The sequence below is a fragment of the Bradyrhizobium iriomotense genome (assembly GCF_018130765.1).
Taxonomy (GTDB): Bacteria; Pseudomonadota; Alphaproteobacteria; order Rhizobiales; family Xanthobacteraceae; genus Bradyrhizobium; species Bradyrhizobium iriomotense_A.
On record NZ_JAFCJZ010000018.1, the window covers coordinates 26,343 to 50,797 of the forward strand.

Annotated in this window: 21 protein-coding genes; 4 read left to right on the top strand and 17 right to left on the bottom strand. The window is 65.6% G+C overall.

Features of this window, described 5'->3' with window-relative positions; genetic code table 11:
- Window positions 1-38: 38 nt before the first annotated feature.
- The 3 genes from tcuB to tcuA are packed head-to-tail and all read right to left on the bottom strand — an operon-like array spanning window position 39 to window position 3,597.
- On the bottom strand, window positions 39-1,145 hold the full coding sequence (gene tcuB / locus JQ635_RS27050; protein ID WP_211412829.1) for a tricarballylate utilization 4Fe-4S protein TcuB: 1,107 nt from the start codon (window positions 1,143-1,145) through the stop codon (window positions 39-41).
- Window positions 1,146-1,149: 4 nt separating this feature from the next.
- Entirely contained in the window at window positions 1,150-2,178 is a 1,029-nt protein-coding gene (locus JQ635_RS27055) for an esterase (RefSeq protein WP_211412830.1), read from the bottom strand.
- 27 nt (window positions 2,179-2,205) lie between these two features.
- Window positions 2,206-3,597 carry an FAD-dependent tricarballylate dehydrogenase TcuA gene (gene tcuA, locus JQ635_RS27060; protein WP_211412831.1) on the bottom strand — a complete coding sequence of 464 codons (1,392 nt, stop codon included), beginning with the start codon at window positions 3,595-3,597 and terminating at the stop codon, window positions 2,206-2,208.
- A 158-nt stretch (window positions 3,598-3,755) separates the two neighbouring features.
- On the opposite strand from tcuA, the gene JQ635_RS27065 reads away from it, so the two are divergent.
- The gene (locus JQ635_RS27065) at window positions 3,756-4,439 is read left to right on the top strand and encodes a GntR family transcriptional regulator (RefSeq protein WP_211412832.1); all 684 of its coding nucleotides are present in this window, start codon (window positions 3,756-3,758) and stop codon (window positions 4,437-4,439) included.
- A gap of 9 nt (window positions 4,440-4,448) precedes the next feature.
- Here the strand turns inward: JQ635_RS27065 and ybaK are convergent, their stop codons facing one another.
- The 10 genes from ybaK to mobB all read right to left on the bottom strand — a co-directional run bounded on the left by ybaK (window position 4,449) and on the right by mobB (window position 17,832).
- Entirely contained in the window at window positions 4,449-4,922 is a 474-nt protein-coding gene (ybaK, locus tag JQ635_RS27070; protein WP_211412833.1) for a Cys-tRNA(Pro) deacylase, read from the bottom strand.
- A gap of 141 nt (window positions 4,923-5,063) precedes the next feature.
- Complete coding sequence (fdhF, locus tag JQ635_RS27075) at window positions 5,064-7,832, bottom strand: formate dehydrogenase subunit alpha (RefSeq protein ID WP_211412834.1); 2,769 nt, start codon at window positions 7,830-7,832, stop codon at window positions 5,064-5,066.
- Window positions 7,829-9,532: an NADH-ubiquinone oxidoreductase-F iron-sulfur binding region domain-containing protein gene (locus tag JQ635_RS27080; RefSeq protein ID WP_211412835.1), complete on the bottom strand. Its 1,704-nt coding sequence runs from the start codon at window positions 9,530-9,532 to the stop codon at window positions 7,829-7,831. Before JQ635_RS27080 ends, fdhF begins: the two co-directional genes overlap by 4 nt.
- Window positions 9,533-9,816: 284 nt before the next feature.
- Window positions 9,817-10,098 (bottom strand): hypothetical protein, encoded by a 282-nt coding sequence (locus tag JQ635_RS27085; protein WP_211412836.1) that lies wholly within the window; start codon window positions 10,096-10,098, stop codon window positions 9,817-9,819.
- Between the two features lie 88 nt (window positions 10,099-10,186).
- On the bottom strand, window positions 10,187-11,839 hold the full coding sequence (locus JQ635_RS27090) for an OFA family MFS transporter (RefSeq protein ID WP_211412837.1): 1,653 nt from the start codon (window positions 11,837-11,839) through the stop codon (window positions 10,187-10,189).
- Between the two features lie 343 nt (window positions 11,840-12,182).
- Window positions 12,183-14,207, bottom strand: a complete 2,025-nt coding sequence (locus tag JQ635_RS27095) for a sensor histidine kinase (protein ID WP_211412838.1) — start codon at window positions 14,205-14,207, stop codon at window positions 12,183-12,185.
- Entirely contained in the window at window positions 14,200-15,633 is a 1,434-nt protein-coding gene (locus tag JQ635_RS27100) for a sigma-54-dependent transcriptional regulator (RefSeq protein WP_211412839.1), read from the bottom strand. The genes JQ635_RS27095 and JQ635_RS27100 overlap by 8 nt, the downstream gene beginning before the upstream one ends.
- Window positions 15,634-15,758: 125 nt before the next feature.
- Complete coding sequence (locus JQ635_RS27105) at window positions 15,759-15,992, bottom strand: sulfurtransferase TusA family protein (protein ID WP_018643991.1); 234 nt, start codon at window positions 15,990-15,992, stop codon at window positions 15,759-15,761.
- A gap of 46 nt (window positions 15,993-16,038) precedes the next feature.
- A complete protein-coding gene (locus tag JQ635_RS27110; RefSeq protein ID WP_211412840.1) occupies window positions 16,039-17,295 on the bottom strand; it encodes a molybdopterin molybdotransferase MoeA in 1,257 nt (418 codons plus the stop codon).
- A gap of 9 nt (window positions 17,296-17,304) precedes the next feature.
- On the bottom strand, window positions 17,305-17,832 hold the full coding sequence (gene mobB, locus JQ635_RS27115; RefSeq protein ID WP_211412841.1) for a molybdopterin-guanine dinucleotide biosynthesis protein B: 528 nt from the start codon (window positions 17,830-17,832) through the stop codon (window positions 17,305-17,307).
- A gap of 215 nt (window positions 17,833-18,047) precedes the next feature.
- Here mobB and fdhD point away from each other — a divergent pair, with 215 nt between their 5' ends.
- Both fdhD and mobA read left to right on the top strand, forming a co-directional pair.
- Window positions 18,048-18,938 (top strand): formate dehydrogenase accessory sulfurtransferase FdhD, encoded by an 891-nt coding sequence (gene fdhD / locus JQ635_RS27120; RefSeq protein WP_211412842.1) that lies wholly within the window; start codon window positions 18,048-18,050, stop codon window positions 18,936-18,938.
- Window positions 18,919-19,560: a molybdenum cofactor guanylyltransferase MobA gene (mobA, locus tag JQ635_RS27125; RefSeq protein WP_211412843.1), complete on the top strand. Its 642-nt coding sequence runs from the start codon at window positions 18,919-18,921 to the stop codon at window positions 19,558-19,560. Before fdhD ends, mobA begins: the two co-directional genes overlap by 20 nt.
- Window positions 19,561-19,565: 5 nt before the next feature.
- Here mobA and JQ635_RS27130 read toward each other — a convergent pair whose 3' ends face one another.
- Window positions 19,566-19,865, bottom strand: coding sequence for a hypothetical protein (locus JQ635_RS27130; RefSeq protein ID WP_211412844.1), 300 nt, complete (start codon window positions 19,863-19,865; stop codon window positions 19,566-19,568).
- A 104-nt stretch (window positions 19,866-19,969) separates the two neighbouring features.
- Here JQ635_RS27130 and JQ635_RS27135 point away from each other — a divergent pair, with 104 nt between their 5' ends.
- Complete coding sequence (locus JQ635_RS27135; protein ID WP_211412845.1) at window positions 19,970-20,191, top strand: hypothetical protein; 222 nt, start codon at window positions 19,970-19,972, stop codon at window positions 20,189-20,191.
- Here the strand turns inward: JQ635_RS27135 and JQ635_RS27140 are convergent.
- The 3 genes from JQ635_RS27140 to JQ635_RS27150 are packed head-to-tail and all read right to left on the bottom strand — an operon-like array spanning window position 20,158 to window position 24,412.
- Window positions 20,158-21,288: an FAD-dependent monooxygenase gene (locus JQ635_RS27140; protein WP_211412846.1), complete on the bottom strand. Its 1,131-nt coding sequence runs from the start codon at window positions 21,286-21,288 to the stop codon at window positions 20,158-20,160. The genes JQ635_RS27135 and JQ635_RS27140 overlap by 34 nt on opposite strands.
- 52 nt (window positions 21,289-21,340) lie before the next feature.
- Window positions 21,341-23,293, bottom strand: a complete 1,953-nt coding sequence (locus JQ635_RS27145; protein ID WP_211412847.1) for a molybdopterin biosynthesis protein — start codon at window positions 23,291-23,293, stop codon at window positions 21,341-21,343.
- Between the two features lie 12 nt (window positions 23,294-23,305).
- The gene (locus tag JQ635_RS27150; protein WP_211412848.1) at window positions 23,306-24,412 is read right to left on the bottom strand and encodes a molybdopterin-binding protein; all 1,107 of its coding nucleotides are present in this window, start codon (window positions 24,410-24,412) and stop codon (window positions 23,306-23,308) included.
- Window positions 24,413-24,455: the final 43 nt, after the last annotated feature.

The following is a 24,455-nucleotide window of genomic DNA, read 5'->3' on the forward strand; positions in this document are numbered from 1 at the left end:
CGAACGGAGCCAAGAGATACGTCAGCCCCGCAGGCCCCTCAAGAGCCGGCTTCGCTGCGCCGCTCCTGCGCATAACGCACCAGCGCCACGAAGCGGTAGATGCCGTGCACGAACTTGCCGTAGGGCATGGTGACGAACAGTGCGAACACCGCACCGAGATGCAGCGCCAGCAGCGGGCCCATCGCGGCGGTCTCGCGCAGGATCAGAAGCAACATGCCGGTGAGCCCGGTCAGGAACAGCATGGCGATGAAGCCGACATCCATGCCGTAGCGATTCTCGTCGAGCAGTTCAGGCGCCCGCCGCGATTTCGCGACGAACAACCCAACTGGACCGACGATGAGGCCTATGCCACCCAGCGTGCCGAGCACGACCGGCAGGTCCCACAGAGGATACGGCGCCTCGCGCCCCAGCAGATAGTGATAGAGCGTCGCGACCGAGGTCGCGGCAAAGCAGAGCAGGAAGCCGTAGAAGGTCAGGTGGTGATAGAGCTTGCGCCGGTCTGTCGGCCGGTCGTCCTCGTTGTAGCAGCCGACACCGCCGCCGTGGAGATAGCGCAGCTCGCCGGCATCGCGGATCGCCTGGAACATCGAACCGCCGTCAGCGCGGCCGCCGATGGCTGGACCGATGTCGCGCCAGAAGGCGCGTACGCTCATGACGAGGGCCAGGATGGCGTAGAGGAATGCGGCGCTGAACAGCGCAGCCATCGCATTGTGCGGCATCAATTTGTAGAACGCACCCGGACCAGTGTGGATACCGAACAGCACGCTGCGGTCGTTGAGCGCGGCAAAGCCGAGGATGAAGGCTGCCATGCTGAGCGCGGCAATGATGCTGATGATCAGACCGTTGCGCGCGAAGGCGCCGGACAGCGCCTGCGGCCAAGCATAGGCCGCATAGGACTCGGCGCGCGCAACCGCAAGCGTCTTGGGAACGTTGACGTTGAACTCGTGCGGCGGCGAGAATTGGCAATCGACATAGCAGGCGCCGCAGGAATGGCAGAGATTGGCGAGATAGTTGAGGTCGCCGTCGGAGAAGGCACGCCGCATCTCCATCGCCGGAAATACCGCACACAACCCCTCGCAGTAGCGGCAGGAATTGCAGACCGTCATCAGACGGTCGGCCTCATCCAAGATTCTGGTTCCGTGCATGGCTCTACTTCGTCAGGCCCTTTGCCTTGAGCCATTTCTGGATCAGGCCCGCGACCTCGAGGTTGTTCTTGTCCATCATCACCAGGTGCGAATTGCCGTTGATGCCGGCCTTGGGGAGGTCGACGACGTCGACGCTGCCGCCGGCCGCCTTGATGGCGTCCGCAAAGGCGACACCGTTGGCGCGGATCTTGGGCCAGCGCGCATCGCGCTCGATATAGTCGCCGTAGATGATAAGGGTCGGAATGTTCTTCAGCACATCCGCCTTGGCGGGGTCGCCGATGCCGGCCGGCTCGATCGCGATCAGCGCCTTGACCTTGTCGGGCCGGGCTTGCGCAACCTTGAAGCCGAAGCTGCCGGCCTGGCTGTGGAACAGGATCACCGAGGGGCCGATGCGGTCGATCTCGGCGATATAGGCAGCGACGGTCGCATCATCCGTCGTGGTCCAACGCGGGACGTTCTGCTTGACGAAGTTCTCGTAGCCCTCGACCGGAAACTGGTTGCCCGGCAGCACCTTCCGCTTAGCCGGATCGGGATCATAGGAACTTGGCCCATCGCCGATGCGAAAACGCTCGAACGGATTGGACGTGGTGAGAAAAACCGGCTCGCTCTTGAAGATGTCGGGATATTGCGCCCAGCCTGCGCGTCCGCGCTCCACCGCGTCGGAATTATAGACCGCCCACCCCTTGCGCAGAAAGTAGTTCAGCCAGCCTTCGCGTCCGTCGGGCGTGGTCTCGTAGGTGACGCCGGTCAGTCCGCCCCCATGCCACATCAGCAGCGGATAGGCCCCCTTCTCGTTGGCCGGGAGGAAATACTGCACGTACATCTGCTCGACCTGATAGGTGCCGTTGGGATCGACCTTGGCAGGCACGCCGCCGGGCGTGAACGTGACCTCCTTCACCGGCTTGCCGGAGATCTCGACGAGACGCCCACCGACATGGAACGACCCCATGTCGCGCAGGTTGATCGGCTCAGCGGCATGAGCGTGGCCGGCGATTAGCAGCGCCGCAATCGAGGCAATGGCAATGCGCGACATGGTTTCTCCCTATGTCTTTTCTTGATCCTAGTTCTTCGCGTGGCGGGCCGCTTCCCGCCCCGCGATCCGTCCGAACACGCTGCCGATGGTCATGCCCATGCCGGCCGCATAGCCCTTGCCGAGCACATTGCCCGCCATGATCTCGCCCGCCGCGAACATGTTGGCGGACGGCTTGCCGTCAGCCATCAGGATGCGCGCCTCCTTGTTCACGCGCGTGCCGAGATAGGTGAAGGTGATGCCGGGCCGGACCGGATAGGCGAGATAAGGCGGCGTCTCGATTTTCCGCGCCCAGTGCGTCTTGGGTGGCGTGATGCCTTCGGTCACGCAGTCATCCAGAATGGTGTGGTCGAAGGTGCCGGGGCGCACCGCCGCGTTGAATTCGGTGATGGTCTTTTCCAGCGCTGCCGGATCGAGCTCGAGCTTGCCGGCAAGCTCGGCAATCGTCTGCCCGGCAATCGGCGGAAACAGCGTCGGCATGAAGCTCGTCACGACGGTGGAGTCGAAGATGATGTAGGCGATCTGATCGGGCTGCGCCGCGACCAGGCGGCCCCAGATCGCGTAGCGCTTCGGCCAGATGTCCTCGCCCTCGTCGTAGAAGCGCTGCGCGTGCTTGTTGACGACGATGCCGAACACGACGGAGTCGTGGCGCGTGATGATGCCGCCGTCGAACTTCGGCGCGCGGGCGTCGATCGCGACCGCATGACACTGCGTGGGATCGCCGACCTCCTGCACACCCTTGTCCAGCAGCATCTTCAGGATCGAGCCGCGATTATAGGGCGTGCCGCGGATCAGGAAATTGTCGGCGGCCTCGCCCCAATATTGCTTCAGCCATTCGATGTTGGCCTCGAACCCGCCGGCTGCCGCGACCAGCGAGGTCGCGCGGATCTCGGTCTCGCCCCTGATCGGCCGCTTGAGGCGCGCGGCGAGGAACATGCCGTCCTCGATCACGAGGTCGGTGACCTCGGCGTCGTATTCGACATCGACGCCGAGCCGCTCCGCGGTCAGATACAACGCATTCAGCATCGCGCGTCCGCCGCCGAGAAAGAAGGAGTTGGTGCGGCCGAGGCTCAGCGTGCCACCGAGCGAGGGCTGCCAGCGCACGCCCTGCTCCACAATCCAGTTCAGGATGTCCTTGGACTCCCGGATCATGTGGCGCGCGAGTTCCTCGTCGGTCTGCCCGCCGGTGACCAGCAGAAGATCCTTCCAGAACTCCTCCTCGGTGTAGGGGCCGGTGAGGATTTCGGTCGCGGCGTCGTGGGCGCAGCGCATGTTGCGGGTGTGGCGGGTGTTGCCGCCCCGATAGAACTTCGGCGCCCCCTCGAGCACCAGCACGGACGCACCGCCGCGCCGGGCGCTGATCGCCGCGCACAGCGCCGCGTTGCCCCCGCCGATCACCAGCACGTCGTATTTGCTGCTCATGCCGTCTGCCCGATGCGACGAAGTTAGAGACATTCTGCCGCCGGCCGTCGCGGATCAACCGCGCCCGCCATTGCGTACTTTTGTATACAAAGATATACAGAAAGCGCGCAAGCGGTATCTCTGCATGGGCAGGATGCGCCTCGCGCGCCGAGAGGAACATGGCCAGACGCCCGACAAAGACAGGCGGATCAATCGGACGCGGCGGCGGCGTGGCGCTCGGGGAAGCCGTATTCCGCTCGCTGTGCGAGGCGCTGCAGGCCGGCAACTACCGCGCGGGCGACCGGCTGCGCGAGGAGGAGGTCGCGCAGCGGCTCAAGGTCAGCCGCACGCCGGTGCGGGAAGCGCTGGGCCGGCTCGCGGCGCGCGGCTTCGTCGAGCCCGCCGGCGGCCGCGGCCTGATCGTGCGCAACCTCGACATCTCGGAGGTGCTCGAGCTCTACGCCATGCGCGAGATCATGGAGGGTGCCGCCGCGCGCCTTGCCGCGGAGCATGCCTCGGCGACGGAGATCGACGCGCTCAGGGATATCGAGCAGGCCTTTGTCGAGGCGTCCGCGACCGACGCCGCCGAGATGGCGAAGCTCAACCGCGCCTTCCACGAGGCGATCTGCCGTGCCGCGCGCAACCGCTATCTCGACAACGCTTCGCGGGAGTTGCAGGACTGGATCGCCCTGCTCGGCCCGACCACCTTCACCGTGACCGGTCGTCCCTCGACCAGCCACGGCGAGCATCAGGCGATCATCGACGCGATCGCCGCGCGCGACGGCGACAAGGCCGAACAGCTGGCGCGCGCGCATATCCGGGAAGCGCTGCGCTGCCGACTTAAATTGTTGCAGAAGCAGTAGGCGAGGCGCTCACGCCAGCACGTCCGCGACGACCGCTTTCAAGACATCCCTGACGTCGCCGGGCTTCAGCCGCACCTGCAAGCCGCGCTGACCGCCATTGAGATAGACGAGGTCATGCACGAGTGCGCTCTCCTCGATCACGGTGCGCACGGGCTTGCGCTGCCCGAACGGGCTGATGCCGCCGACCTTGAAGCCGGTGACACGCTCGGCTTCCGGCGGCTTCATCATCTGCGCCGACTTACCGCTCGCCGCCGCCGCGAGCTTCTTCATCGAGACCTCCTGGTCTGACGGAACGACCACGCAGACCGGCTTGCCGTCCACCAGCGCCATCAGCGTCTTCAGGACACGCCCCGGGTTCTCACCAAGCGCGGCCGCGGCCTGAAGGCCGATGCTCTCGGCGTCGGGATCGTAGTCGTAGGTGTGTACGGTGAAGGCAACGCGGGCGGCCGTGAGCGCGCGTGTGGCTGGGGTGACTTTGGACATGGGTGATGTCTAGCACTGTCGCTGCGGGGCGCGAAGGGACGAACACACTCAGTCGTCGTCCCGGCCTAGTGCGCAATTGCGCACTAGGCCGGGACGACACTGAGTATTTGGAAACCTCGTGCCGCCAAACGACGGTCGCCCCTACTCCGCCGCGTCCCGCATCTCCGCGCGCTCGGCCCGTGCCGCGCAGAACTTGAACTCCGGGATCTTGCCGAACGGATCGAGCGCCGGGTTGGTGAGCAGGTTCGCCGCCGCCTCCGCGTAGCAGAACGGCATGAACACCATGTTCTCGGGAACGTCGCGGTCGGAGCGGACCTTGACCTCGACGGCGCCGCGGCGGGTCTCCAGGCGAATGAAATCGCCCGGCGCGAGCTTCTTCCTGCGCATGTCCTTCGGGCTCATGAAGGCAACCGCCTCCGGCTCGATCTGGTCGAGCACCTGCGCGCGGCGCGTCATCGAGCCGGTGTGCCAATGCTCCAGCACGCGGCCGGTCGACAGCACCATCGGGTATTCGGCGTCGGGCAACTCGTCCGGCGGGATGACCTTGGCCGGCACGATCTTGCCGCGGCCGCTCGCGGTCGGGAAGCCCGTGGTGAAGATGATCTCGTTGCCGGGTTTGTTCGGATCGTCGGCGGGATAGGTCACCGCGCCTTCGCGCACCAGCCGCTCCCAGCTGATGTTCTTCAGCGACGGCATCAGCTCCGCCATCTCGGTGTAGACGTCGCCGGGGCCGGCATAATTCCAGGGCAGGCCCATGCGCTTGCCGATCTCCTGGATGATCCAGAGGTCCTGCCGCGCATCGCCCGGCGGCTTGATCACCTGGCGCGCGAGCTGCACACGGCGGTCGGTGTTGGTGAAGGAGCCGTCCTTCTCCGCAAAGGCCGAGGCCGGCAGGATGACGTCGGCGTGGAAAGCGGTCTCGGTGACGAAGAGATCCTGCACCACGAGATGATCGAGCATGGCCAGCGCATGGCGCGCATGCTGGAGGTCGGGATCGGACATCGCGGGATTCTCGCCCTCGATATACATGCCCTTGATCTCGCCGGCATGGATCGCGTTCATGATCTCGACCACGGTCAGGCCGCGCACGGGATCCAGATCCTGCTGCCACAGCTTCTCGAAGGCGCCGCGCAAGTCGTCGCGGCCGACCGGCTGGTAGTCCGGCAGGAACATCGGGATCAGGCCGGCGTCGGAGGCACCCTGCACGTTGTTCTGGCCGCGCAACGGATGCAGGCCGGTGCCGGGACGGCCGACCTGGCCGGTGATCAGCGCCAGCGCGATCAGGCAGCGCGCATTGTCGGTGCCGTGGACGTGCTGGCTGATGCCCATGCCCCAGAAGATGATCGACGATTTCGCCCGCGCATAGGTGCGCGCGACCTCGCGCAAGGTCTGCGCCGGGATGCCGCAGATCGCCTCCATCTTCTCCGGCGTGAATTCCTTGATCTTCTCCTTGAGGTCCTCAAAACCCTCGGTGTAGCCGGCGATGTACTGGTCGTCGGTCAGGCCTTCGGTGATGATCGTGTTGATCATCGCGTTCAGCATCGCGACGTCGGAGCCGGGCTTGAACTGCAGATGCCTGGTCGCATGGCGCGACAGCGACTGCCGGCGCGGATCCATCACGAACAGTTTTGCGCCATTCTGCTTGACCGCGTTCTTGATGAAGGTCGCGGCGACCGGATGGTTCACGGTCGGATTGGCGCCGATCACGATGATGACTTCGGCATCCATCGCGGCGGAGAACGGCGCCGACACCGCACCGGAGCTCAGGCCTTCGAACAGCGCCGCCACCGACGAGGCGTGGCACAGGCGGGTGCAGTGATCGACATTGTTGGAGCCGAAGCCGGTGCGCACCAGCTTCTGGAACAGATAGGCTTCTTCGTTCGAGCCCTTGGCCGAGCCGAAGCCGGCCAGCGCCTTCACGCCCTTCTCGTCGCGGATCTTGACGAGACCCTTGGCGGCGATGTCGAGCGCTTCTTCCCAGCTCGCTTCACGGAAATGCGTGAACGGATTGGCCGGATCGACCTGGTCGTTGGCATCCTTCTTCGCATTCGGCAGCCGCACCAGCGGTTTGGTCAGGCGATGCGGATGATGGATGTAGTCGAAGCCGAAACGGCCCTTCACACAAAGGCGATTATGGTTGGCGGGGCCGTCACGGCCCTCGGCATAAATCACCTTCTCGTCCTTGACCTCGTAGGTCACCTGACAGCCGACGCCGCAGAACGGGCACAGCGAATCGACCTTCTTGTCCGCGTAAGTCACGCGGGTCTGCTTGTCGTCGAGCATCACGGCCGGCATCAAGGCGCCGGTCGGACAGGCCTGCACGCATTCGCCGCAGGCGACGCAGGTGGACTCGCCCATGGGATCGTCGAAGTCGAACACGATCTTCGAGCCATGGTTACGATAGGCCATGCCGATGACGTCGTTGACCTGGACTTCGCGGCAGGCGCGCACGCACAAGCCGCACTGGATGCAGGCATCGAGATTGACGCGCATCGCCGGATGGCTGGCGTCGGTCTTCCAGCGCTCGGCGGCGGGGAAACGGCTCTCGGTGACGCCCGTGGCCTCGGCCCAGTGCCAGAACTTCGAATCCGGATCGTGCGAGGTCTCGCGCGCCGGCTGGTCGGCGACGAGCAGCTCCATCACCATTTTTTGCGCCGACACCGCACGCGCGGATTCCGTCTTGACCTTCATGCCGACCGACGGCGTGCGCTTGCACGATGCCGCCAGCACGCGCTCGCCCTCGATCTCGACCATGCAGGCGCGGCAATTGCCGTCGGGACGATAGTCGGGCGCCGGCGAGTAACAGAGATGCGGGATGTCGCGGCCCTGGCGTTTGGCGACCTGCCAGATCGTCTCGCCGGGTTTGGCTTCGACCTGCTTGCCGTCGAGCTCGAACGTAATCTTCGTCATTCGGCCGCTTCCTTGAACTCGTCAGGGAAATATTTGATCACGGAGGACAACGGATTCGATGCCGCCTGTCCGAGCCCGCAGATCGAGGCATCGCGCATCGCCTGGCTCAATTCTTCCAGAAGTGCGCGGTTCCAGACCGGCTTCTGCATCAGCAGCGCCGCCTTCTGGGTTCCGACGCGGCACGGCGTGCACTGGCCGCAGCTCTCGTCCTCGAAGAACTTCATCAGGTTCACTGCAGCCGCGCGCACGCTGTCCTTCTGCGACAGGATCACGATCGCGGCCGAGCCAATGAAGCAGCCGTATTTCTCCAGCGTGCCGAAATCGAGCGGGATGTCGTCCATCGACGCCGGCAGGATGCCGCCGGAGGCACCGCCAGGCAGGTAGGCGTAGAACTGATGGCTGTCGGCCATGCCGCCGCAATATTCATCGATCAGCTCGCGCACGGTGATGCCCGCAGGCGCCAGCTTCATGCCGGGATTCTTGACGCGGCCCGAGACCGAGAAGCTGCGCAGGCCATGACGCTCGTGGCGGCCGTGGCTCTTCCACCAATCCGCGCCCTTCTCGACGATGTCACGCACCCACCACAGCGTCTCGACGTTGTTGATGAGCGTCGGCAGACCGAACAGGCCGACCTGGAACGGATAAGGCGGCTTGTGCCGGGGAAGGCCGCGCTTGCCCTCGATGCTTTCAAGCAGCGATGATTCCTCGCCGCAGATATAGGCACCGGCGCCGCGGCGCATATGCAGCGTCGGACCGCCGGCGGGCAATTTCGCGATCTCGCGCTCCAAAATCTCGCGCGAGGCCGGATATTCGTCGCGCAGATAGATGTAGACGTCGGAGGCCTGCACCACATGCGCGCCGATCAGCATGCCCTCGATGAAGCGGTGCGGATCGCTTTCGAGATAGACGCGGTCCTTGAACGTGCCGGGCTCGCCCTCGTCACCGTTGATCGCCATCAGCCGCGGGCCGGGCTCGCCCAACACCGCACGCCATTTGCGTCCCGTCGGGAAGCCCGCGCCGCCGAGGCCGCGCAGCGAAGCATCGTCGAGCGACTTCAGAAGATCGTCCTTCGACAGCTCGCCCGAGCGCAGGCGATTGAGCAGCTTGTAGCCGCCGCCGGCGACATAGGCGTCGTAGTCGATATAATCAGGCAGATGCGCGTGGGTGTCGCGGGCCTTAGCGGCTGCCATCACGTTGGAGACGGTCGCATGGTCGACGAAGTTGTGGCCGACTTCGGCGGCAGGCGCGGTATCGCAGCGGCCGACGCAGGGCGCGCGGACGACGCGGATGCCGGGACCGGACGCACTCTGCAGATCCTCGAGCAGCTTCTCAGCCCCGAGCATGGCGCAGGTCAGCGAATCGCAGACGCGGATCGTCAGCGGGGCGATATCCGGCTCGCCTTCCTTCACCACGTCGAAATGCGCGTAGAAGGTCGCAGTCTCGAACACCTCGGCAAAGGCGAGCTTCATCTCGTCGGCAAGCGCGGCGAGGTGCGCGGCCGAGATCTGATGATAGTTGTCCTGGATCAGGTGCAGATATTCGATCAGGAGGTCGCGCCGCCGCGGGCGGTCGCCGAGCAGCTGCTCGATCTCGTGCGCGGCGGTGGGATCGACCTGCCGCCCCTTGGGCGTGGCCTTGGCTCGCTTCCGTCCCTCGCCCGGATGTTCGAACGAGCGGACCTCATGCACGTCGTGGCTCATCGATTCGTCTCGATCTCGTCTTTTAGAACGGCTCCAGTTTTAGCTTCTGGCATGCCAGATGCCAAGCAAATTATCATGCTCACGGAAGCAGTTAAGCGCGGCCCAAGGGCAACCCTGGATCGCTGCCCGGACACGACCTTGCGTTCGCCCAACGCGCCAACTGATAGAACGAAGCCTGAATTGGTCTGGAGATCAATAAAGGCTTCCTATGCTGCGATAGCGAAATCGTATCGAGCTCCCACTCCGAGGCTATAGCTGACCCTCCATGCCCCGATGCTGATGGGTCAGCTCTTGCCCATGCACTCCTCGATATAGAACCAGCGATCGTCGCCCGCGAGGCCCTTGGCCTTCACGTCCTTGCGGCACTCCTTGAGCTTCGGCTTGTTGGCGCTCCACTTGGCCTTCATGTCCTTGAGCTTCTGCACGGTCAGCTTGATCTTGCCGGGCTTGGCCTCGGTCGCGGCGGGCGGCGTTGCGGCCGGCGCCGCGGCGGTCTGTGCGGATGCGGATTGCAGGGCGCCGGCGACGAGCAGCACGGCGGCGGCACAAACGAGTTTACGAACCATCGAATTCCCCCAGGGGTAATTTTGAAACAAGCGAAACGAGCGGCGGGAGCGCACGCATGGTGCGCTCCCGTTCGCGATGAATAGGCGATCAGAATATCTTGACCGCGCTCTCCAGCGTCTTCCAGACACCCCAGAGCAGGGGAACGCCAACGAAGGCCCAGAACAGCGCCGCCTTGGCGTCGAGCCCGCCGAACCCGATGCCGTAGGAGCCGTGCGGCCCCGCAGCGGCGGCGCTGGCGCTCGCCGCCTGCAACTTGGCGACGTCGGCCTCCTTCATGTGCCACTTCGAATCGACCGGCTTGATCAGGTAGTTGCAGATCAGGCCTGCGATCAGCATCGCACAGAGGATGTACATGGTGGTGTTGTAGAGCTGGTCTCGCGGCACGCCGGCTGCAAGCTGGAACTCGCGGATGTAGTTCACAACGACCGGACCGATGATGCCGGCCGTCGACCACGCCGTCAGCAGCCGGCCATGGATGGCGCCGACGAACTGGGTTCCGAACATGTCGGCGAGATAGGCCGGCACGGTGGCGAAGCCGCCGCCATACATCGACAGGATGATGCCGAAGCCGACCACGAACAGAAGCTTCGATCCCATCGCCGCGAAGGTCGGCGCCAGTGCGTAGAGCACGATGCCGAGGATGAAGAAGGTGTAGTAGGTGTTCTTGCGCCCGATCTTGTCAGACAGCGACGCCCAGAAGAAACGGCCGCCGATGTTGAACAGCGACAGCAATCCGGCAAAGCCCGCGGCGATCGCCGCGATCTGCGCCTTCTGCCCGGCATCGAGCGCGTTGAAACCGACGTCCGGCAGGCCGATCAGCTTGCCGGCGAAGATCTCCTGCAGCATCGGCGAGGCCATGCCGATCACGCCGATACCCGCCGACACGTTCAGGCAGAGCACCCACCAGATCAGCCAGAACTGCGGGGTCTTGTGCGCGTCGTTGAGATGGACGTTGTTCTTCGAGATCATCGCGTTGGCCTTGACCGGCGGGGTCCAGCCCTCGGGCTGCCAGCCGGGCGGCGGCAAGCGATAGCGGAATGCGCCGATCATCATGAACACGAAGTAGATGACGCCCATCGCGACGAAGGTCTCCCAGACGCCGACCGAGGTCGGGGTCTTGAAGTAGTTCATCAGCAGGTTCGCCAGCGGCGCGCCGATCATGGCGCCGCCGCCGAAGCCCATGATGGCCATGCCGGTCGCCATGCCGCGGCGATCCGGGAACCATTTCACCAGCGTCGACACCGGCGAGATGTAGCCGAGGCCGAGACCGACGCCGCCGATCACGCCCGAGCCCAGCCACATCAACCAGAGTTGGTGGGTGTAGATGCCGATCGCGCCGAGAAACAAGCCGCCGCACCAGCACAACGCGGCAACGAAGCCGGCCTTGCGCGGACCGACCCGCTCGAGCCAGCCGCCCCAGATCGCGGCGGAAACGCCGAGCAGCACGAAGAACAGCGTGTACATCCAGCCCAGACTCGCGACTTTCCAGTCGCAGGTGGTGGAGAACAACTCCTGGAACAGCGAGATGTCGGGGCACGCCTTCGGCGCGTTCAACCCGATCGCGCGCGACAGCGGCAACCAGAACACCGAGAAGCCATAGGCCATGCCGATGCAGAGATGGATGCACAGCGCCGCCGGCGGCACCAGCCAGCGATTGAAGCCGGCGGTCGCGATCGTGCGCTCGCGATCGAGAAAGCCGGAGGCACCAACAGGTGCAAGAACGGTATCGGCAGTTGTCATAAGCATTACCTCCAAAGCGTGGCCTTGCCGGCGCATCGGTTTGAGACCGGTCGCACGCGTGCTTGGCAGCCGCGCATGACCGGTCGAACTTCATGCCGAAGTGGAATCGTCTGGTGCGCATCTCGTCGTGTGCGCCGAGCAAGCAGCTGATCGCGGGTGATGTCCCTTCGCCTCGCAAGCAGCGTTGCAGTGACGGCTATCGCGCCCTCATCCCCCTCAACACCCTGTCTTGGGATGAGCAACGCGCGTGCCAGATATCGCGCCATGACGAATCAATGACTTCCCGCAGCGCAATGTGCCGCGTTGGACAAAATGTCCTGAAATCCCCGGACAAAATGTCCAATCAAGCCGCCTCGGGCAGCCACACCGTGAATGTACTTCCGGACCCGACGCGGCTCTCCGCCGTGATCTGTCCGCCCTGCCGCTTGATCAGCGTCTGGCTGATGGAGAGGCCGAGCCCAGTGCCTTGCCGCCGTTTCGTCGTGTAGAAGGGATCGAAGATCTTTTCGATCACCTCAGTGCTCATGCCGATGCCGGTGTCGGCGACCTCGATGGCGACGCCTTGATGGCCGTCGCGCTCGGCATCGAAGGCGCGGAGCGTCAGGGTTCCGCCATCCGGCATGGCGTGGATCGCGTTGACGATCAGATTGACCAGTACCTGCTGCAGCTCGTTGCGGTTCATCAGCACCAACCGGCTGGCGCGGTCGTCCCTGATGACGGCGATCTCGGTCTTGTTCAGGAGATGCTGCACCAGCGGCAGACAGTCCGAAATGATGCTTGCCGGCGCATGGCGCTCGACATAGCCGGCATATTCCTCCGGCCTTGCAAACTGCAACAGCTTGGTCACGATCTGGCTGATGCGGTGAATCTGCTCGTCGAGCAGGCGGAACTCGACCTTCGCCTTGTCGGCATCGGCCCCGAACACACTGCGGATGACGTCGAGATTGCCCTGCATCACCGCGATCGGGTTGTTGATCTCGTGTGCGACGCCCGCGGTGATCTCGCCGATCGCAGCCAGCTTCTCCGACATGATGAGCTGCTTGGTGGTTGTCTCGAGCTTGAGATTGGCGTGCTCGAGATCCCGGGTCCGCTCCCGCACGCGGACGTTCAGTTCCTCGTTCCATTCCCGGAGCTGCCGGTCGCGTTCCTGGATCTGGTCGAGCAAGCTGTCGAGATTAACCGCGACGCGGCCGATCTCGTCACCCGAGGCAGGCATCCTAGTGCGGGCGGAGAGGTTCCCCCGCTCCACCTCGGTAATCGTCGCGGTAACGCGCTCCAGCGGCATGAAGATCGAGCTCGCCCAGCGCAGAAAGATCGGTACGGTCGCGGCGGTGATCGCGATGAACGCCACGATGATGATCACCAGCGTCTGGTATTTGGCTTCGCTGAAAGGCTTTTCCAGAAAGCCGACATAGAGCATGCCGACGCGCTTGCCATAACTGTCGACCAGCGGCTCGTAGGCGGAGATGTACCAGTCATTGACCACAAAGGCGCTGTCGAGCCAGGTGCGTCCTTCGCCCAGCACGGCCGAGCGTACCGCCGCCGAGACGCGCGTGCCGAGCGCGCGCCGTCCTTCGAACAGACGGACGTTGGTCGAGATCCGCACGTCCTCCAGGAACAGCGTCGCGGTGCCCTGGCTGCCCTCCGGCAGGCTCGCCGCGCGATAGACGAGGTCGTTGATCGTGTCGATGAATTCGAGATTCTGGTTGAGCAGCGTGCCGCCGACCAGCGCCGCGGCGCCGCCGTCAGGCAGCATCGCGCGGCTCGCCGCATGCACGACCATGCCGCGCGTCTCGGTGCTGCGGTCGGTCGGCACCGCGTTCGGCGTCGGCACGAGGTCGAGGCGCGCGCGCTCAGCCAGGGTCGGCGAGATCGCGGCGAGCTCGTCATTGCCGAAAATGTCGATGCCGGTCGCCGGAACCTGACCCGACAGCGCCGACATGATGATCGGCCAGTCATTTCTCGGTCGATGCTGCAACGGCGGCGATGAGGCCAGGATGTCGCCGCGGCCGTTGGTCAGATACAGGAAGTCGAGACCGATTTCCTTGCGGCTCTCGTCGAGCAGATCGCGCAGGGAGCCGCGCGCATCCGGCGCCAGCACCTCATGGAAGCGGGCCGACAAGCTCAGCGCTCGGAGCTGGACGCCGGTCTTTTCGAGGATGCGGGCGAGATATTGGTGGGCGATGGTGAGATCGCCGTTCACCTTGGAGATCAAGGTCGCGTCGAATTTTGCGTTCCAGCGATAGATCGCGACGCCGAGCAAGAGCGGCAGGATGACCAGCATCGGCAACAGCGCGATCGCGAGCAGCCGGAAGCGCACGGAGCGTCCCCGCACGGGTTCCTCGCTGCGGCCGGCCGCATCAGACATCCCACAACGCGCATTTGCGGTCGATGGTCTTGCGCGAGATACCGAGCCGCCGCGCCGCCTCCTCGCGATTGCCATTGACCTCTTTCAGCACACCGAGGATGTGACGGCGCTCGAGCTCCGCGAGACTGTCGGCGGGCGCGGACTGGCCGTCGTTGCGGGGACCGGCGAAGTCGCCAGGGAAAGCGCCGAGAATCAGCGTGCGCTCGATCAAATTGCGCAGCTCGCGCACATTGCCCGGCCAGTCATAACTTGCGAGCGCCGCGCGCACCGAAGCGTCGATCGGGACCGGCGGCATGCCGAGCTGAGTCGACAGCTTGCTCATGAAGATGGCGGCGAGCTCCTGCACGTCGTCGCCGCGGTCCCTCAGGAGCGGCAGGTGGATCTGCATCACATTGAGGCGGTAGAACAGATCGGCTCGAAAGCGGCCCTTCTCGACCTCTTTCTGAAGCTCGGCATTGGTTGCGAAGATGAAACGCAGGTCGACCGGAACCTCGCGCTCGGAGCCGACGGGACGGACGCGGCGGTCCTCGAGAACACGGAGCAGCTTGCTCTGCATCGGCAGCGGCAGATCGCCAATCTCGTCGAGGAACAGCGTGCCGCCATGCGCATACAGGAACAGGCCTTCGCGCCCGGAATCGGCGCCGGTAAAGGCGCCCTTGATGTGTCCGAACAGCTCGGCCTCGATCATCTCGGGCGGGATCGCCGCGCAATTCACGGGCACGAAGGGCTTGTCGGCGCGGTCGGACAGCGAGTGGATCGAGCGCGCTGCCACTTCCTTGCCGGTGCCGGATTCGCCGGTAAGGAGAACCGAGGTCGGCAGGCGCGCGACGCGTGCGATGGTCTCACGTACGCGCAGCGTCGGCGCCGACTGTCCGATCAGGTTGTCGCGCAGGAAGGTGCGGTCGGACGAGGCGCGCAAAGCGTAGCGCAGCACATAGTTTTCGCGCTGGAGGCGGACGCGGTCGAGGCATCGCGCCACCGCGTTGAGGATCTGGTTGGAGCGGAACGGCTTGAGCACGAAATCGGCCGCGCCAGCGCGCAGAGCCTGGATCGCGGTGTCGAGGTCGGCATAGGCGGTGATCAGGATCGCGTCGGCGAAAAAGCCGACAGCGCGCTGCTCTGCGAGCCAATCGACGCCATTCTTGCCCGGCATGATGTTATCGAGAATGACGACGTCGTAGCGGTTGGAATCGAGCTTGCGCGAGGCCTGATCGGTGTCGGCCGCCTCGTCCACCAGCTTGCAGCGCGGCGCAAGCGTACGCATCAGGAAATTGCGCATGCCCGGCTCGTCGTCGACGATCAGGATGGAGGCCTGCGCCAGTGCGCTGAACTCGGGACCCGTGGCCGTCTTGCCGAGCTTGACGGCAGGCTCGCGGACCGCCGCGGAACCTGCGGCTGCGATTGCCTTCGATGTTGAGAGATCCATGCCGACGTCTTAGGTTTGAGATCATCCACCGCAACAACCGGCGCCTTTTCGCACTGCAGCGAAGCTCCGGCCGTTCCCCGTGGGAGCACCATAGTCAAGCGTTGCGGCGGTGAACATTCGCCTTTCTACGGGCCGTCGCTCTTTTCGACCAGGAACACGATGCGCGCCTCGTTGCGCTCGGTGATCTCGACCTTGTCGCCGGTCTCGCGGATCAGGTTGGGGATGTCGATCACCGAGAGGGGATCGGTGCAGTGGACCTCGAGCTGGTCCCCTGCCTTGAGCGGCTTGAGCGCCTTGCGGGTCTTGAGGGCCGGTAGCGGGCATTTCAGCCCGGTGAGATCGAGTGTCGTCCTGGTCATCGCGGCAACATGGCGGGGCGGGCCGGCGGCGTCAACGCGTGGGGCATCAGATCAGGCCGGCATAGGGCAGGAAGCCGACGCTCTGCCCAGGCTCGACGCCCGTGACGGCTTCACCGAGCTCGACCAGGCCGTCGGTCTCGACCAGCGATGACAGGAGCCCCGCACCCTCGCGCGGAAACTTGGTTACCTCGAGCGCACCGTCCTGCCCCTTGCGCAGGAACGCGCGGACATATTCGCGCCGGCCTTCCTTCTTCCTGTAGGTGAAGGCGGCACGGACGGGGATCGGAACGATCGGCTCCGGGAGGGCACCCGCCAGCGCCAGCACCGTCGGCCGCACCACATGGACGAAGGTGACGAAGCTCGCGACCGGGTTGCCGGGCAGGCCGATCAGCGGCGTGCCGCCGATGATGCCCATCGCCACGGGACGGCCCGGCTTGATCGCCATCCGCCACAGCACGAGCGAGCCGGCACTCTCGACCGCCGCCTTGACGTGATCCTCCTCGCCGGTCGAGACACCACCGGTGGTGAGAATCAGATCATGCGCGCCTGCCACCTGCTTCAGGCCGCTCGCAAGCGATGTTCGCTCGTCGCGCAAGATGCCGAGATCGCTGACCTCGCAGCCGAGCCGGCGCAGCATTGCCATCAGCATGAAGCGATTGGAATCGAACAGCTGCGAGGCCTCGCGCGGCGCGCCGGGCGAAGCCAGCTCGTCGCCGGTCGAGAACACCGCGACGCGGAGGCGCCTGACGACGTCAAGCCTGACAAGGCCGAACGCCGCGGCAAGCGCGACATGCTGTGGTCGCAAGCGCTGGCCGGCGCGCAGCGCAACGTGTCCCTTGGGAATGTCCTCGCCGGCAGGACGGACATTCGCGCCCGGCTTCAGCCCCGGCGGCAGCACGATCCGGCCTGACGCATCGATGCGGACATCCTCCTGCATGAAGACGGTTTCGGCGTCCGGTGGCATCGGCGCACCCGTGAAGATGCGTGCGGTGTGGCCAGGCTTGATCGCTGCCTGCGCAAGACCGCCGGCCTGGATGCGGCCGTCGAGCGGGAATGCCTGCTCCGCAGCTTGCGGAAGGTCCGCGTTGCGCACGGCGTAACCGTCGACCGCGGAGTTGGTGAACGGCGGCAGCGGCAGGGGCGCCGCGATATCGCGCGCCAGCACGCGCCCGTCGGCATCGACGAGCGCCACGGTTTCCAGATCGGCGATCGCGTTGACGCGCGTGGTGATCAGGCCAACGGCCTCGTCGACCGACATCATCGGTCCGCCGAAGGCAAAGCAATCGTCCGACAGTTGCGCCATGGTGCCTCGTCAGCGTATCGCGGCGCTTCTTGCCACCGCTTCCTCGACCGGCATTGCCGCACGGAGCAGCAGCGCGGCCACAGCGGGGATATCATCGAGATGGACGGTCGGCAGCCGGGTTTCAACCGCCGCGTCGGTCGCGATCCCGGCAATTCCGGGGTCGTCCGGAAACAGCAGCGGCTTGCCATTGGCTGCGCGATGCACCTCGATCTTGCGATGCGGCTCACGCTTGAACCCCTCGACAACGACGAGATCGACGGCGGAGAGCTTGCTCAATAATTCCGGCAGCCGCGGCTCCGCCGCGCCGCGCAATTCATGCATCAAGGCCCATCGATTTGACGAAGCCACCAGCACCTCGGCCGCGCCGGCCTCGCGGTGGCGCCAGGAATCCTTGCCGGGCACGTCGACGTCGAACTGATGATGCGCATGCTTGATGACGGAGACGCGCAGGCCCTGCGCGTTGAAATGCGGGATCAGCCGCGTCAACAGCGTGGTCTTTCCCGCACCACTCCAGCCTGCAAGGCCGATGACTTTCATAACCGTTCGATCTCCACCAACGGCTCGCCAGCCGATGGAACCACCAGCCTCTCCCCGTCATTGCGAGGAGCGTAGCGACGAAGCAATCCAGACTGCCACCGAGGATATAGTTCTGGATTGCTTCGCTGCGCTCGCAATGACGAACGGAGGCATTTCACCCATTCCCCGCCATGCTTATATCGGCTTGAGCGGAATGTCATGCTAACCTCGCAGCCATGATGAAGATCGACAAAGCCCCGGTGCCCCTGATCGTCCCCAACCCGGACGACCCGCGCCTGACCCAGAGCGTGACCGGCACCGACCAGACCGGCGCCAGGGTCGAGATCAAGGTCCCGATGGAGCGGCCGCTGACGCTCTACCTGAACTCGCAGGAGATCGTCACCATGATGACGATCGGCGACTATCCGGAATATCTGGCGCTCGGCTACCTGCTGAACCAGAACATGCTGAAATATAATGACGTGGTCACCGAGGTCGAATACGACGACGACCTTCAGGTGGTCGTCGTGCGCACCGAGCACCACACCAATTTCGAGGCCAAGCTGAAGAAGCGCACGCAGACCTCGGGCTGCGCGCAGGGCACAGCCTTCGGGGACCTGCTGGAGGCGGTCGAAAGCGTCGCACTGCCGAAAGCGGAGCTGCGCACCTCCTGGCTCTACCAGATGACGCAGACCATCAACACCATGCCCTCGCTGTACCTCGAGGCCGGCGCGATCCATGGCTGCGTGCTGTGCAAGGAGGGCACGCCGCTCTGCTACACCGAAGACGTCGGCCGGCACAATGCCGTCGACAAGATCGCCGGCTGGATGTACCGCCACGGCGTCGACCCTAGCGACAAGATCCTCTACACCACGGGACGCCTCACCTCGGAGATGGTGATCAAGACCGTGCGGATGGGCATTCCGATCCTGGTGTCGCGCTCCGGCTTCACCGCCTGGGGCGTCGATCTTGCACGACAGGTCGGGCTGACGCTGGTCGGCCGCACGCGCGGAAAGCGCTTCATTGTGCTCGCGGGCGAGGAGCGCATCGTCTACGACCAGAACCTCGCTTACGTCGAGGAGGAGTCGGCGAAGCACAAACGCAAGGGTGAAGGTGGTGACGACTGACATTCCGCTGACGCAAGGCGTGCTGCTCGCCGGTGGCCTCGCGCGGCGCATGGGCGGTGGCGACAAGCCGATGCGCACCATCGGCGGCCGCACCATTCTGGAGCGCGTGATCGCGCGCCTTTCGCCCCAATGCAGCGGGCTGATCCTCAACGCGAACGGCGATCCCGCGCGTTTCGCAGCCTTCGGCCTGGAGGTCGTCGCCGACGACGTGCCCGGCTTTCCCGGCCCGCTCGCCGGCATCCTCGCCGCGCTCGACTGGACCGCCGCGAACCGGCCTGACATCGCATGGGTGCTCAGCGCCGCCGGCGACTGCCCGTTCCTGCCGCGCGATCTGGTCGCACGCCTGCACGAAGCGCGGAGCCGAGAGAATGCGCAGCTCGCGGTCGCGGCATCCGGCGATCAGTCGCATCCGGTGATCGGGCTATGGCGTGTTGCCCTGCGCGACGAGCTGCGTCACGCGCTGGTCGTCGAGGATCTCCGCAAGATCGACCGCTGGACTGCGCGCTATCCGCTCGCAACGGTGACCTGGCCGGCCGAGCCACTCGATCCGTTCTTCAACGCCAACACGGTCGAGGACATCGCCGAAGCGGAGCGGCTGGCCGCGCTGGATGACGCATCCTAGCGAACTTACGATTTGGGAAACTCGTTGAGGAGCTGCGCCCAGATGATAGCGAAGGCGATCAGGCCGCAGAGACCGACGGCTGTGGTCAATCGCGGCAGGCGCCCGATGGCGACCAGCAGCCAGGCCGGCAGGAAGAACAATCCGAAGATCATGCCGAGCGGGAATACCGCGAGCCATTGAAAGCCGGTGCCGTCGCCCGGCGGAACATGGGCGATGAAATAGAAGGTATAGAGCCAGAACAGCGTCCCGGCAGCCGCGACGAGGGCCGCGATCTTGCGGAAATTGAGGGGTCTTGATGCGGTCATGGCATGCCTTGGTCGCGGCGGCAGCCCTCCGAGTTCACAGGGATATTGAACCGGACCGGGAAGGACTGCGACCACTGAGCGGGACGCATGCCCCCGGATCAACCATGGCCGACTCGCTCCTCAGTGCCTTTTTCGCAGTCGTCGATTTCGCGTTCGATCTCTCCGCCACGATCGACAACACGAAGCGGCTGAGCAAGCCTGATATCGTCGAGGTCCCGCCGGACCCGAAGCCGCTGCCACCCGCCGCGCAGCGTGCGCTGGCCGAAGCCGAGGAACGTGAGCGCAAACGCAATCAGGCCGCCAGCGGCACCGACCAGGCGTCGTAGCCGTAGACCCAGCTCGTATCGGTCCGCTCCTTCAGCCAGACGTTGGCGCGCGATGTCTCCTGAACCCGTGTGGTCCGTCCTTTCCGCGTCGCCTCGAAGCGGCTGAATGCGTCGGCAACGCCGTCACGGTCGACGCCATCGAGACAGCGCGACAGCACGGCGGCATCCTCGATCGCCATGGCCGCGCCCTGCGCCATGTAGGGCGTCATGGGATGGCAGGCATCCCCGAGCAGCGTCACCTTGCCGTCGGCCCAGCGATCGAGCGCCTCGCGATCCATGATCGCCCATTTGTGCACGTCGGGGCACGCCGCGAGCACCCGACCGACCTGGGGATGAAAGCCTTCAAACGAAGCGCGCAGATCGCGCACATCGCCCTTCGCCGACCATGACTCGATGCGGAAATCCGGCTCGGGCTGGCTGGTGACGAGATAAACCTCGCTGCGATCCGGCTTGACGTAATAGATGACGATGTGGCGGTCCTCGCCCCACCACTTCGTGCAGTCGTCGATCCTCTCGCCGCCGAGCAGAGCGGCCGGATAGGTGGTGCGATAGGCGATGCGACCGGTGAACCTCGCCGGTGCGGTGTCGAACAGGATGTCGCGCGCCGTCGAATGCACGCCGTCTGCGCCGACCACGGCGTCGGCAACGGCGCTGGTGCCATCGGCAAAGGTCAGCCGGATGCCATCGCCGGTGTCATCCAGACCGACCAGCTTGTGGCTGAGCCGCACGACTTCACGCGGCACCACGCTCGCCAGCGCCGCATGCAGATCGCCGCGATGGGCGAGCAGGTAGGGCGCGCCGAACTTCTCTTCCGCGCTCTCGCCGAAGATCATGTCGAACTTGACGTCGCCGCTGCGCCAATCGCGATTGTTCCAGGAACGTGGATAGAAGGACTGGCTGCGCATGCGCTCTTCCAGGCCAAGCGCGCGCAACACCTTCATGGCGTTGCAGCCGATCTGGATGCCGGCACCGATGCGGGCAAATTGCGAAGCCTGCTCGTAGACCATCACGTCGATGCCGACACGTCTCAGCGCCGCAGCAGTCGCAAGCCCGCCCATGCCGGCACCGACGATCGCAACCAAAAGCGGCCTTGCCATCGCGTCCCCCACCCTGTCCGTCGCGCAGCTTGAACGCCGCGTCGTCGTGCCTCTAGGCCGGCCGGAAGCCCGCCCGCTCCAGTGCCGCACGCGCCTCGTCCGAGCCCAGTGCATCCAGAAAGGCCTGCACCGCCGGTCGGTCTTTGCGCGCCGTCACCAAGGCAAAATCATAATGCTCTTCCGCGAGCGGAATGAAACCGAGGCCGGCCGCATGGGCGACCGGCGCAATGGTCATGCCCCAATCGGCGCGATGCTGCGCGACGGCCGCGGCCACGGCGTTGTGCGAGCGCGGCTGGTTCCAGTAGCCCTCGGGCCGCGCACCGCCGAGCAGCCGGTCGATCAGGATGCGCGTGCCCGCACCCTGGTTGCGGTTGACCATGATGCAGGCGGAGTCGGCGAGCGCGGCGGCCACGGCCTCCTTCGCGCCCAGGCCCTCGAAGCGCGTGTCGCCCTTGCGGAAGACGATGCCCTGCATCCGCCGCCAGCCGGGCACGAGCTCGAGCCCCTCGACGAGATAGGGTGTGTTGTAGGTCTCGCTCTTGTCGTCGAACAGATGGATCGGCGCGAGATCGCATTCGCCGCGCTTGGCCGCCGCAAGGCCGCCGATGCTGCCGACCGCGATCGAGCGCACGGCGAGGCCGGCATGCGCGAGCTGCGCGGTGACGAGATCGAGGCCGGTACAATGGCTGCCGACGATGACGAGATCGGGCACCCGCACATGCGGCGTGAACAGCGTCACCTCGGTTTCGGTCCCGGCCGGCATCTGGTCGGCGAGCGCATCGATGCGCAGGAATCCGTCCGCCTGTGCGAAGGACGTGATCGCGCCGGAGCCCTTGCCGGAGGGATAGGCGATCAGGTGGCCATCCTTGCCTTCGACCAGCGAGACCATAACGAATTCGGTACGGCCAAGCTCGGAGGCGATGCGGACCGGCACGGTCGCGCCGACCTTGGCATCGGAGCGCGGCGGCAGACCGGCCATCCTGCGCAGCACCGGCACGATCATGTCGTGGAAGGTGAACATCGCCGAGGTCGGAAAGCCCGGCAAGATCACCACCGGCTTGCCGTCACACACCGCAAGACACAGCGGCTTGCCGGGCTTGAGCGCAACGCCATGCGCGATGATACCGGGCTGACCGAGCCGGCCGATGATGCGATGGGACAGATCGCCCGCGCCTTTCGAGGTGCCGCCCGACAGCACCAGCATGTCGGCGTCTTCAAGTGCACGCCGCATCGCAGCTTCGAGCTGGGCTTCATCGTCGGGGACGGCGCCGAGGAAGATCGCCTCGCCGCCGTTCTCGTCGATCGCGGCCGCGACGATCGCGCCGTTGGTGTCGTAGATTTCGGCTGGGGCGAGCGCCTCGCCGGGCTGGACCAGTTCGTCGCCGGTGGAGATGACTGCGACGCGCAGCTTGCGCGCGACGGTCACCTTGGCAATGCCGCAGGCCGCCAGCATGCCGATCTCGCGCGATCCGATGATGGTGCCGGCGCGCAGCAGCGCCTCGCCGCGCGCGATGTCGGAGCCGGCGTACGACACGAACTGCCCGGGCGAGACGGCACGGCGGACGTCGATCGCATCTAGGCCGGCCGGCTGGGTGTGCTCGACCATGACGACGGCGTCGGCGCCGCGCGGCAGCGGGCCGCCGGTGGCGATCGGTGTGGCGGTGCCCGCGGCGACCTGCATCCTCGGCGCGGTGCCGCAGTGGATGATCTCGGCGTTCAACGTGAGCCGAACGGGCGCGCCTTCACCCGCGGCAGCGAGATCCGCCGAACGGACGGCAAAACCGTCGACGTTCGAACGGTCGAACGGAGGAACGTCGATCGGCGCAGTGATGTCCTCGGCGAGTGCCGCACCGAGCGCAGCCACGAGCTGGCGCATCTCGATCGGAAGCGCACGCGGGAACAAGGCCGCCTCGAAGCGCGCCAAAGCTTCCTCGCGCGAGAGGATCTTGAGGAACTGCTCCTGCTCGAGCGCGCTGCGGTCTGACGGTTTTGGGATCATGGTCATGCCGAACCCATATCACTCCCGCATCAGATAGGCATCGACGGGCGAGCCCGCTGCAAATCCCTCGTGGCTGGCGGGAATGAGCAGCCATGCATCCGCACGCGCGATGGCCTGGAACGGCCACTCCCCCACCGCAAGCGGCATCCAGGCACGATGTTCCTCGGCCAGCAGCGCGATTTCAGCGATGCCGACACTGGATGCGATTTTCCGCACGAGCGGCAGAGTGATTTGCCGGCGCGGCTGCCGCGCCGTCAGACGATCGATGAGCGGAAGCACCAGCGCCAGCCAGGCCGCAAGCGCATGATCCGGCGAGCCCGGCAGGGCAACGACGGGAACCTTGCCAAGCCGTCCGACCGCCGCGGTGCGGCCGGGCTGAAGCGCAATGCCATGGGCGAGCACCTCGCCCCGTAGCGCCAATGCCGTCACCGCAGCATCCTGGCGACCGAGGCCGCTGCCGCCGACCGTCAGCAGCAGGTCGCAAGCGGACGCATCGAGCGCATCGGCGATCGATGCGTCATCGCGCGCGGCAGCCTCAACCGTCTGCACATCCAGCCCAGCTGCTCGGGCAAGACCGGCGATCATATGCACCGTCGTCGTCGCACCCGGCACGTTGACGATGCACAGCCGCGCTCGCCGCACGCTCAGCCGGTCCACCACCGTGACGCCCACGAGCAACAGGTCGGCCGGACCGATCGGGTATCCCTCCGCGCCGGCCGTCGTGCCGGCGGCAATGTCACCTCCGGCGCGCCGGATACCCTGTCCCGGCACACCCTCGGCCAGCACTTGCACAAGCGGCCCCGATATCTCGACTGCGTCGGCATCGAGCACGCAGTCGCATCCCTCCGGCATCGCATCGCCGGCATCGACCCAGACAGGGGCCGTCGCCAAAGGCAGCGGCGCATAGGCGGACGCGCCGACGAGATCGTTGGCGCGCAGCGCCCAGCCGTCCGCGGCAGCAATGTCATGAGGCGGATAGGCGGCCATCGGCGGCGTGCCCGCCGCGACGCAGCCAATGGCCTCGGACAGCGGCAATGCGACCGGCGCGACTGGATCAACGCCGCGCAGCAACGCGGCGAGTGCGGTGTCGAGCGGCGTCAACGATGGCGGCAAGCGCTGGGTCATGCGCCATGATGGACCATGCATCGCGCGGTTTGGCAACCGCAGG

Coding starts and splice junctions, on each gene's coding strand:
- JQ635_RS27095 (WP_211412838.1), bottom strand. CDS start 14,207: ATGTCTGATGCGGCCGGCCGCAGCGAGGAACCCGTGCGGGGACGCTCC.
- JQ635_RS27090 (WP_211412837.1), bottom strand. CDS start 11,839: ATGACAACTGCCGATACCGTTCTTGCACCTGTTGGTGCCTCCGGCTTT.
- JQ635_RS27100 (WP_211412839.1), bottom strand. CDS start 15,633: ATGGATCTCTCAACATCGAAGGCAATCGCAGCCGCAGGTTCCGCGGCG.
- fdhD (WP_211412842.1), top strand. CDS start 18,048: ATGATGAAGATCGACAAAGCCCCGGTGCCCCTGATCGTCCCCAACCCG.
- ybaK (WP_211412833.1), bottom strand. CDS start 4,922: ATGTCCAAAGTCACCCCAGCCACACGCGCGCTCACGGCCGCCCGCGTT.
- fdhF (WP_211412834.1), bottom strand. CDS start 7,832: ATGACGAAGATTACGTTCGAGCTCGACGGCAAGCAGGTCGAAGCCAAA.
- tcuA (WP_211412831.1), bottom strand. CDS start 3,597: ATGAGCAGCAAATACGACGTGCTGGTGATCGGCGGGGGCAACGCGGCG.
- JQ635_RS27105 (WP_018643991.1), bottom strand. CDS start 15,992: ATGACCAGGACGACACTCGATCTCACCGGGCTGAAATGCCCGCTACCG.
- JQ635_RS27085 (WP_211412836.1), bottom strand. CDS start 10,098: ATGGTTCGTAAACTCGTTTGTGCCGCCGCCGTGCTGCTCGTCGCCGGC.
- JQ635_RS27145 (WP_211412847.1), bottom strand. CDS start 23,293: ATGACCATGATCCCAAAACCGTCAGACCGCAGCGCGCTCGAGCAGGAG.
- mobB (WP_211412841.1), bottom strand. CDS start 17,832: ATGAAAGTCATCGGCCTTGCAGGCTGGAGTGGTGCGGGAAAGACCACG.
- JQ635_RS27150 (WP_211412848.1), bottom strand. CDS start 24,412: ATGACCCAGCGCTTGCCGCCATCGTTGACGCCGCTCGACACCGCACTC.
- JQ635_RS27140 (WP_211412846.1), bottom strand. CDS start 21,288: ATGGCAAGGCCGCTTTTGGTTGCGATCGTCGGTGCCGGCATGGGCGGG.
- JQ635_RS27130 (WP_211412844.1), bottom strand. CDS start 19,865: ATGACCGCATCAAGACCCCTCAATTTCCGCAAGATCGCGGCCCTCGTC.
- JQ635_RS27135 (WP_211412845.1), top strand. CDS start 19,970: ATGGCCGACTCGCTCCTCAGTGCCTTTTTCGCAGTCGTCGATTTCGCG.
- JQ635_RS27080 (WP_211412835.1), bottom strand. CDS start 9,532: ATGAGCCACGACGTGCATGAGGTCCGCTCGTTCGAACATCCGGGCGAG.
- JQ635_RS27055 (WP_211412830.1), bottom strand. CDS start 2,178: ATGTCGCGCATTGCCATTGCCTCGATTGCGGCGCTGCTAATCGCCGGC.
- JQ635_RS27065 (WP_211412832.1), top strand. CDS start 3,756: ATGGCCAGACGCCCGACAAAGACAGGCGGATCAATCGGACGCGGCGGC.
- JQ635_RS27110 (WP_211412840.1), bottom strand. CDS start 17,295: ATGGCGCAACTGTCGGACGATTGCTTTGCCTTCGGCGGACCGATGATG.
- tcuB (WP_211412829.1), bottom strand. CDS start 1,145: ATGCACGGAACCAGAATCTTGGATGAGGCCGACCGTCTGATGACGGTC.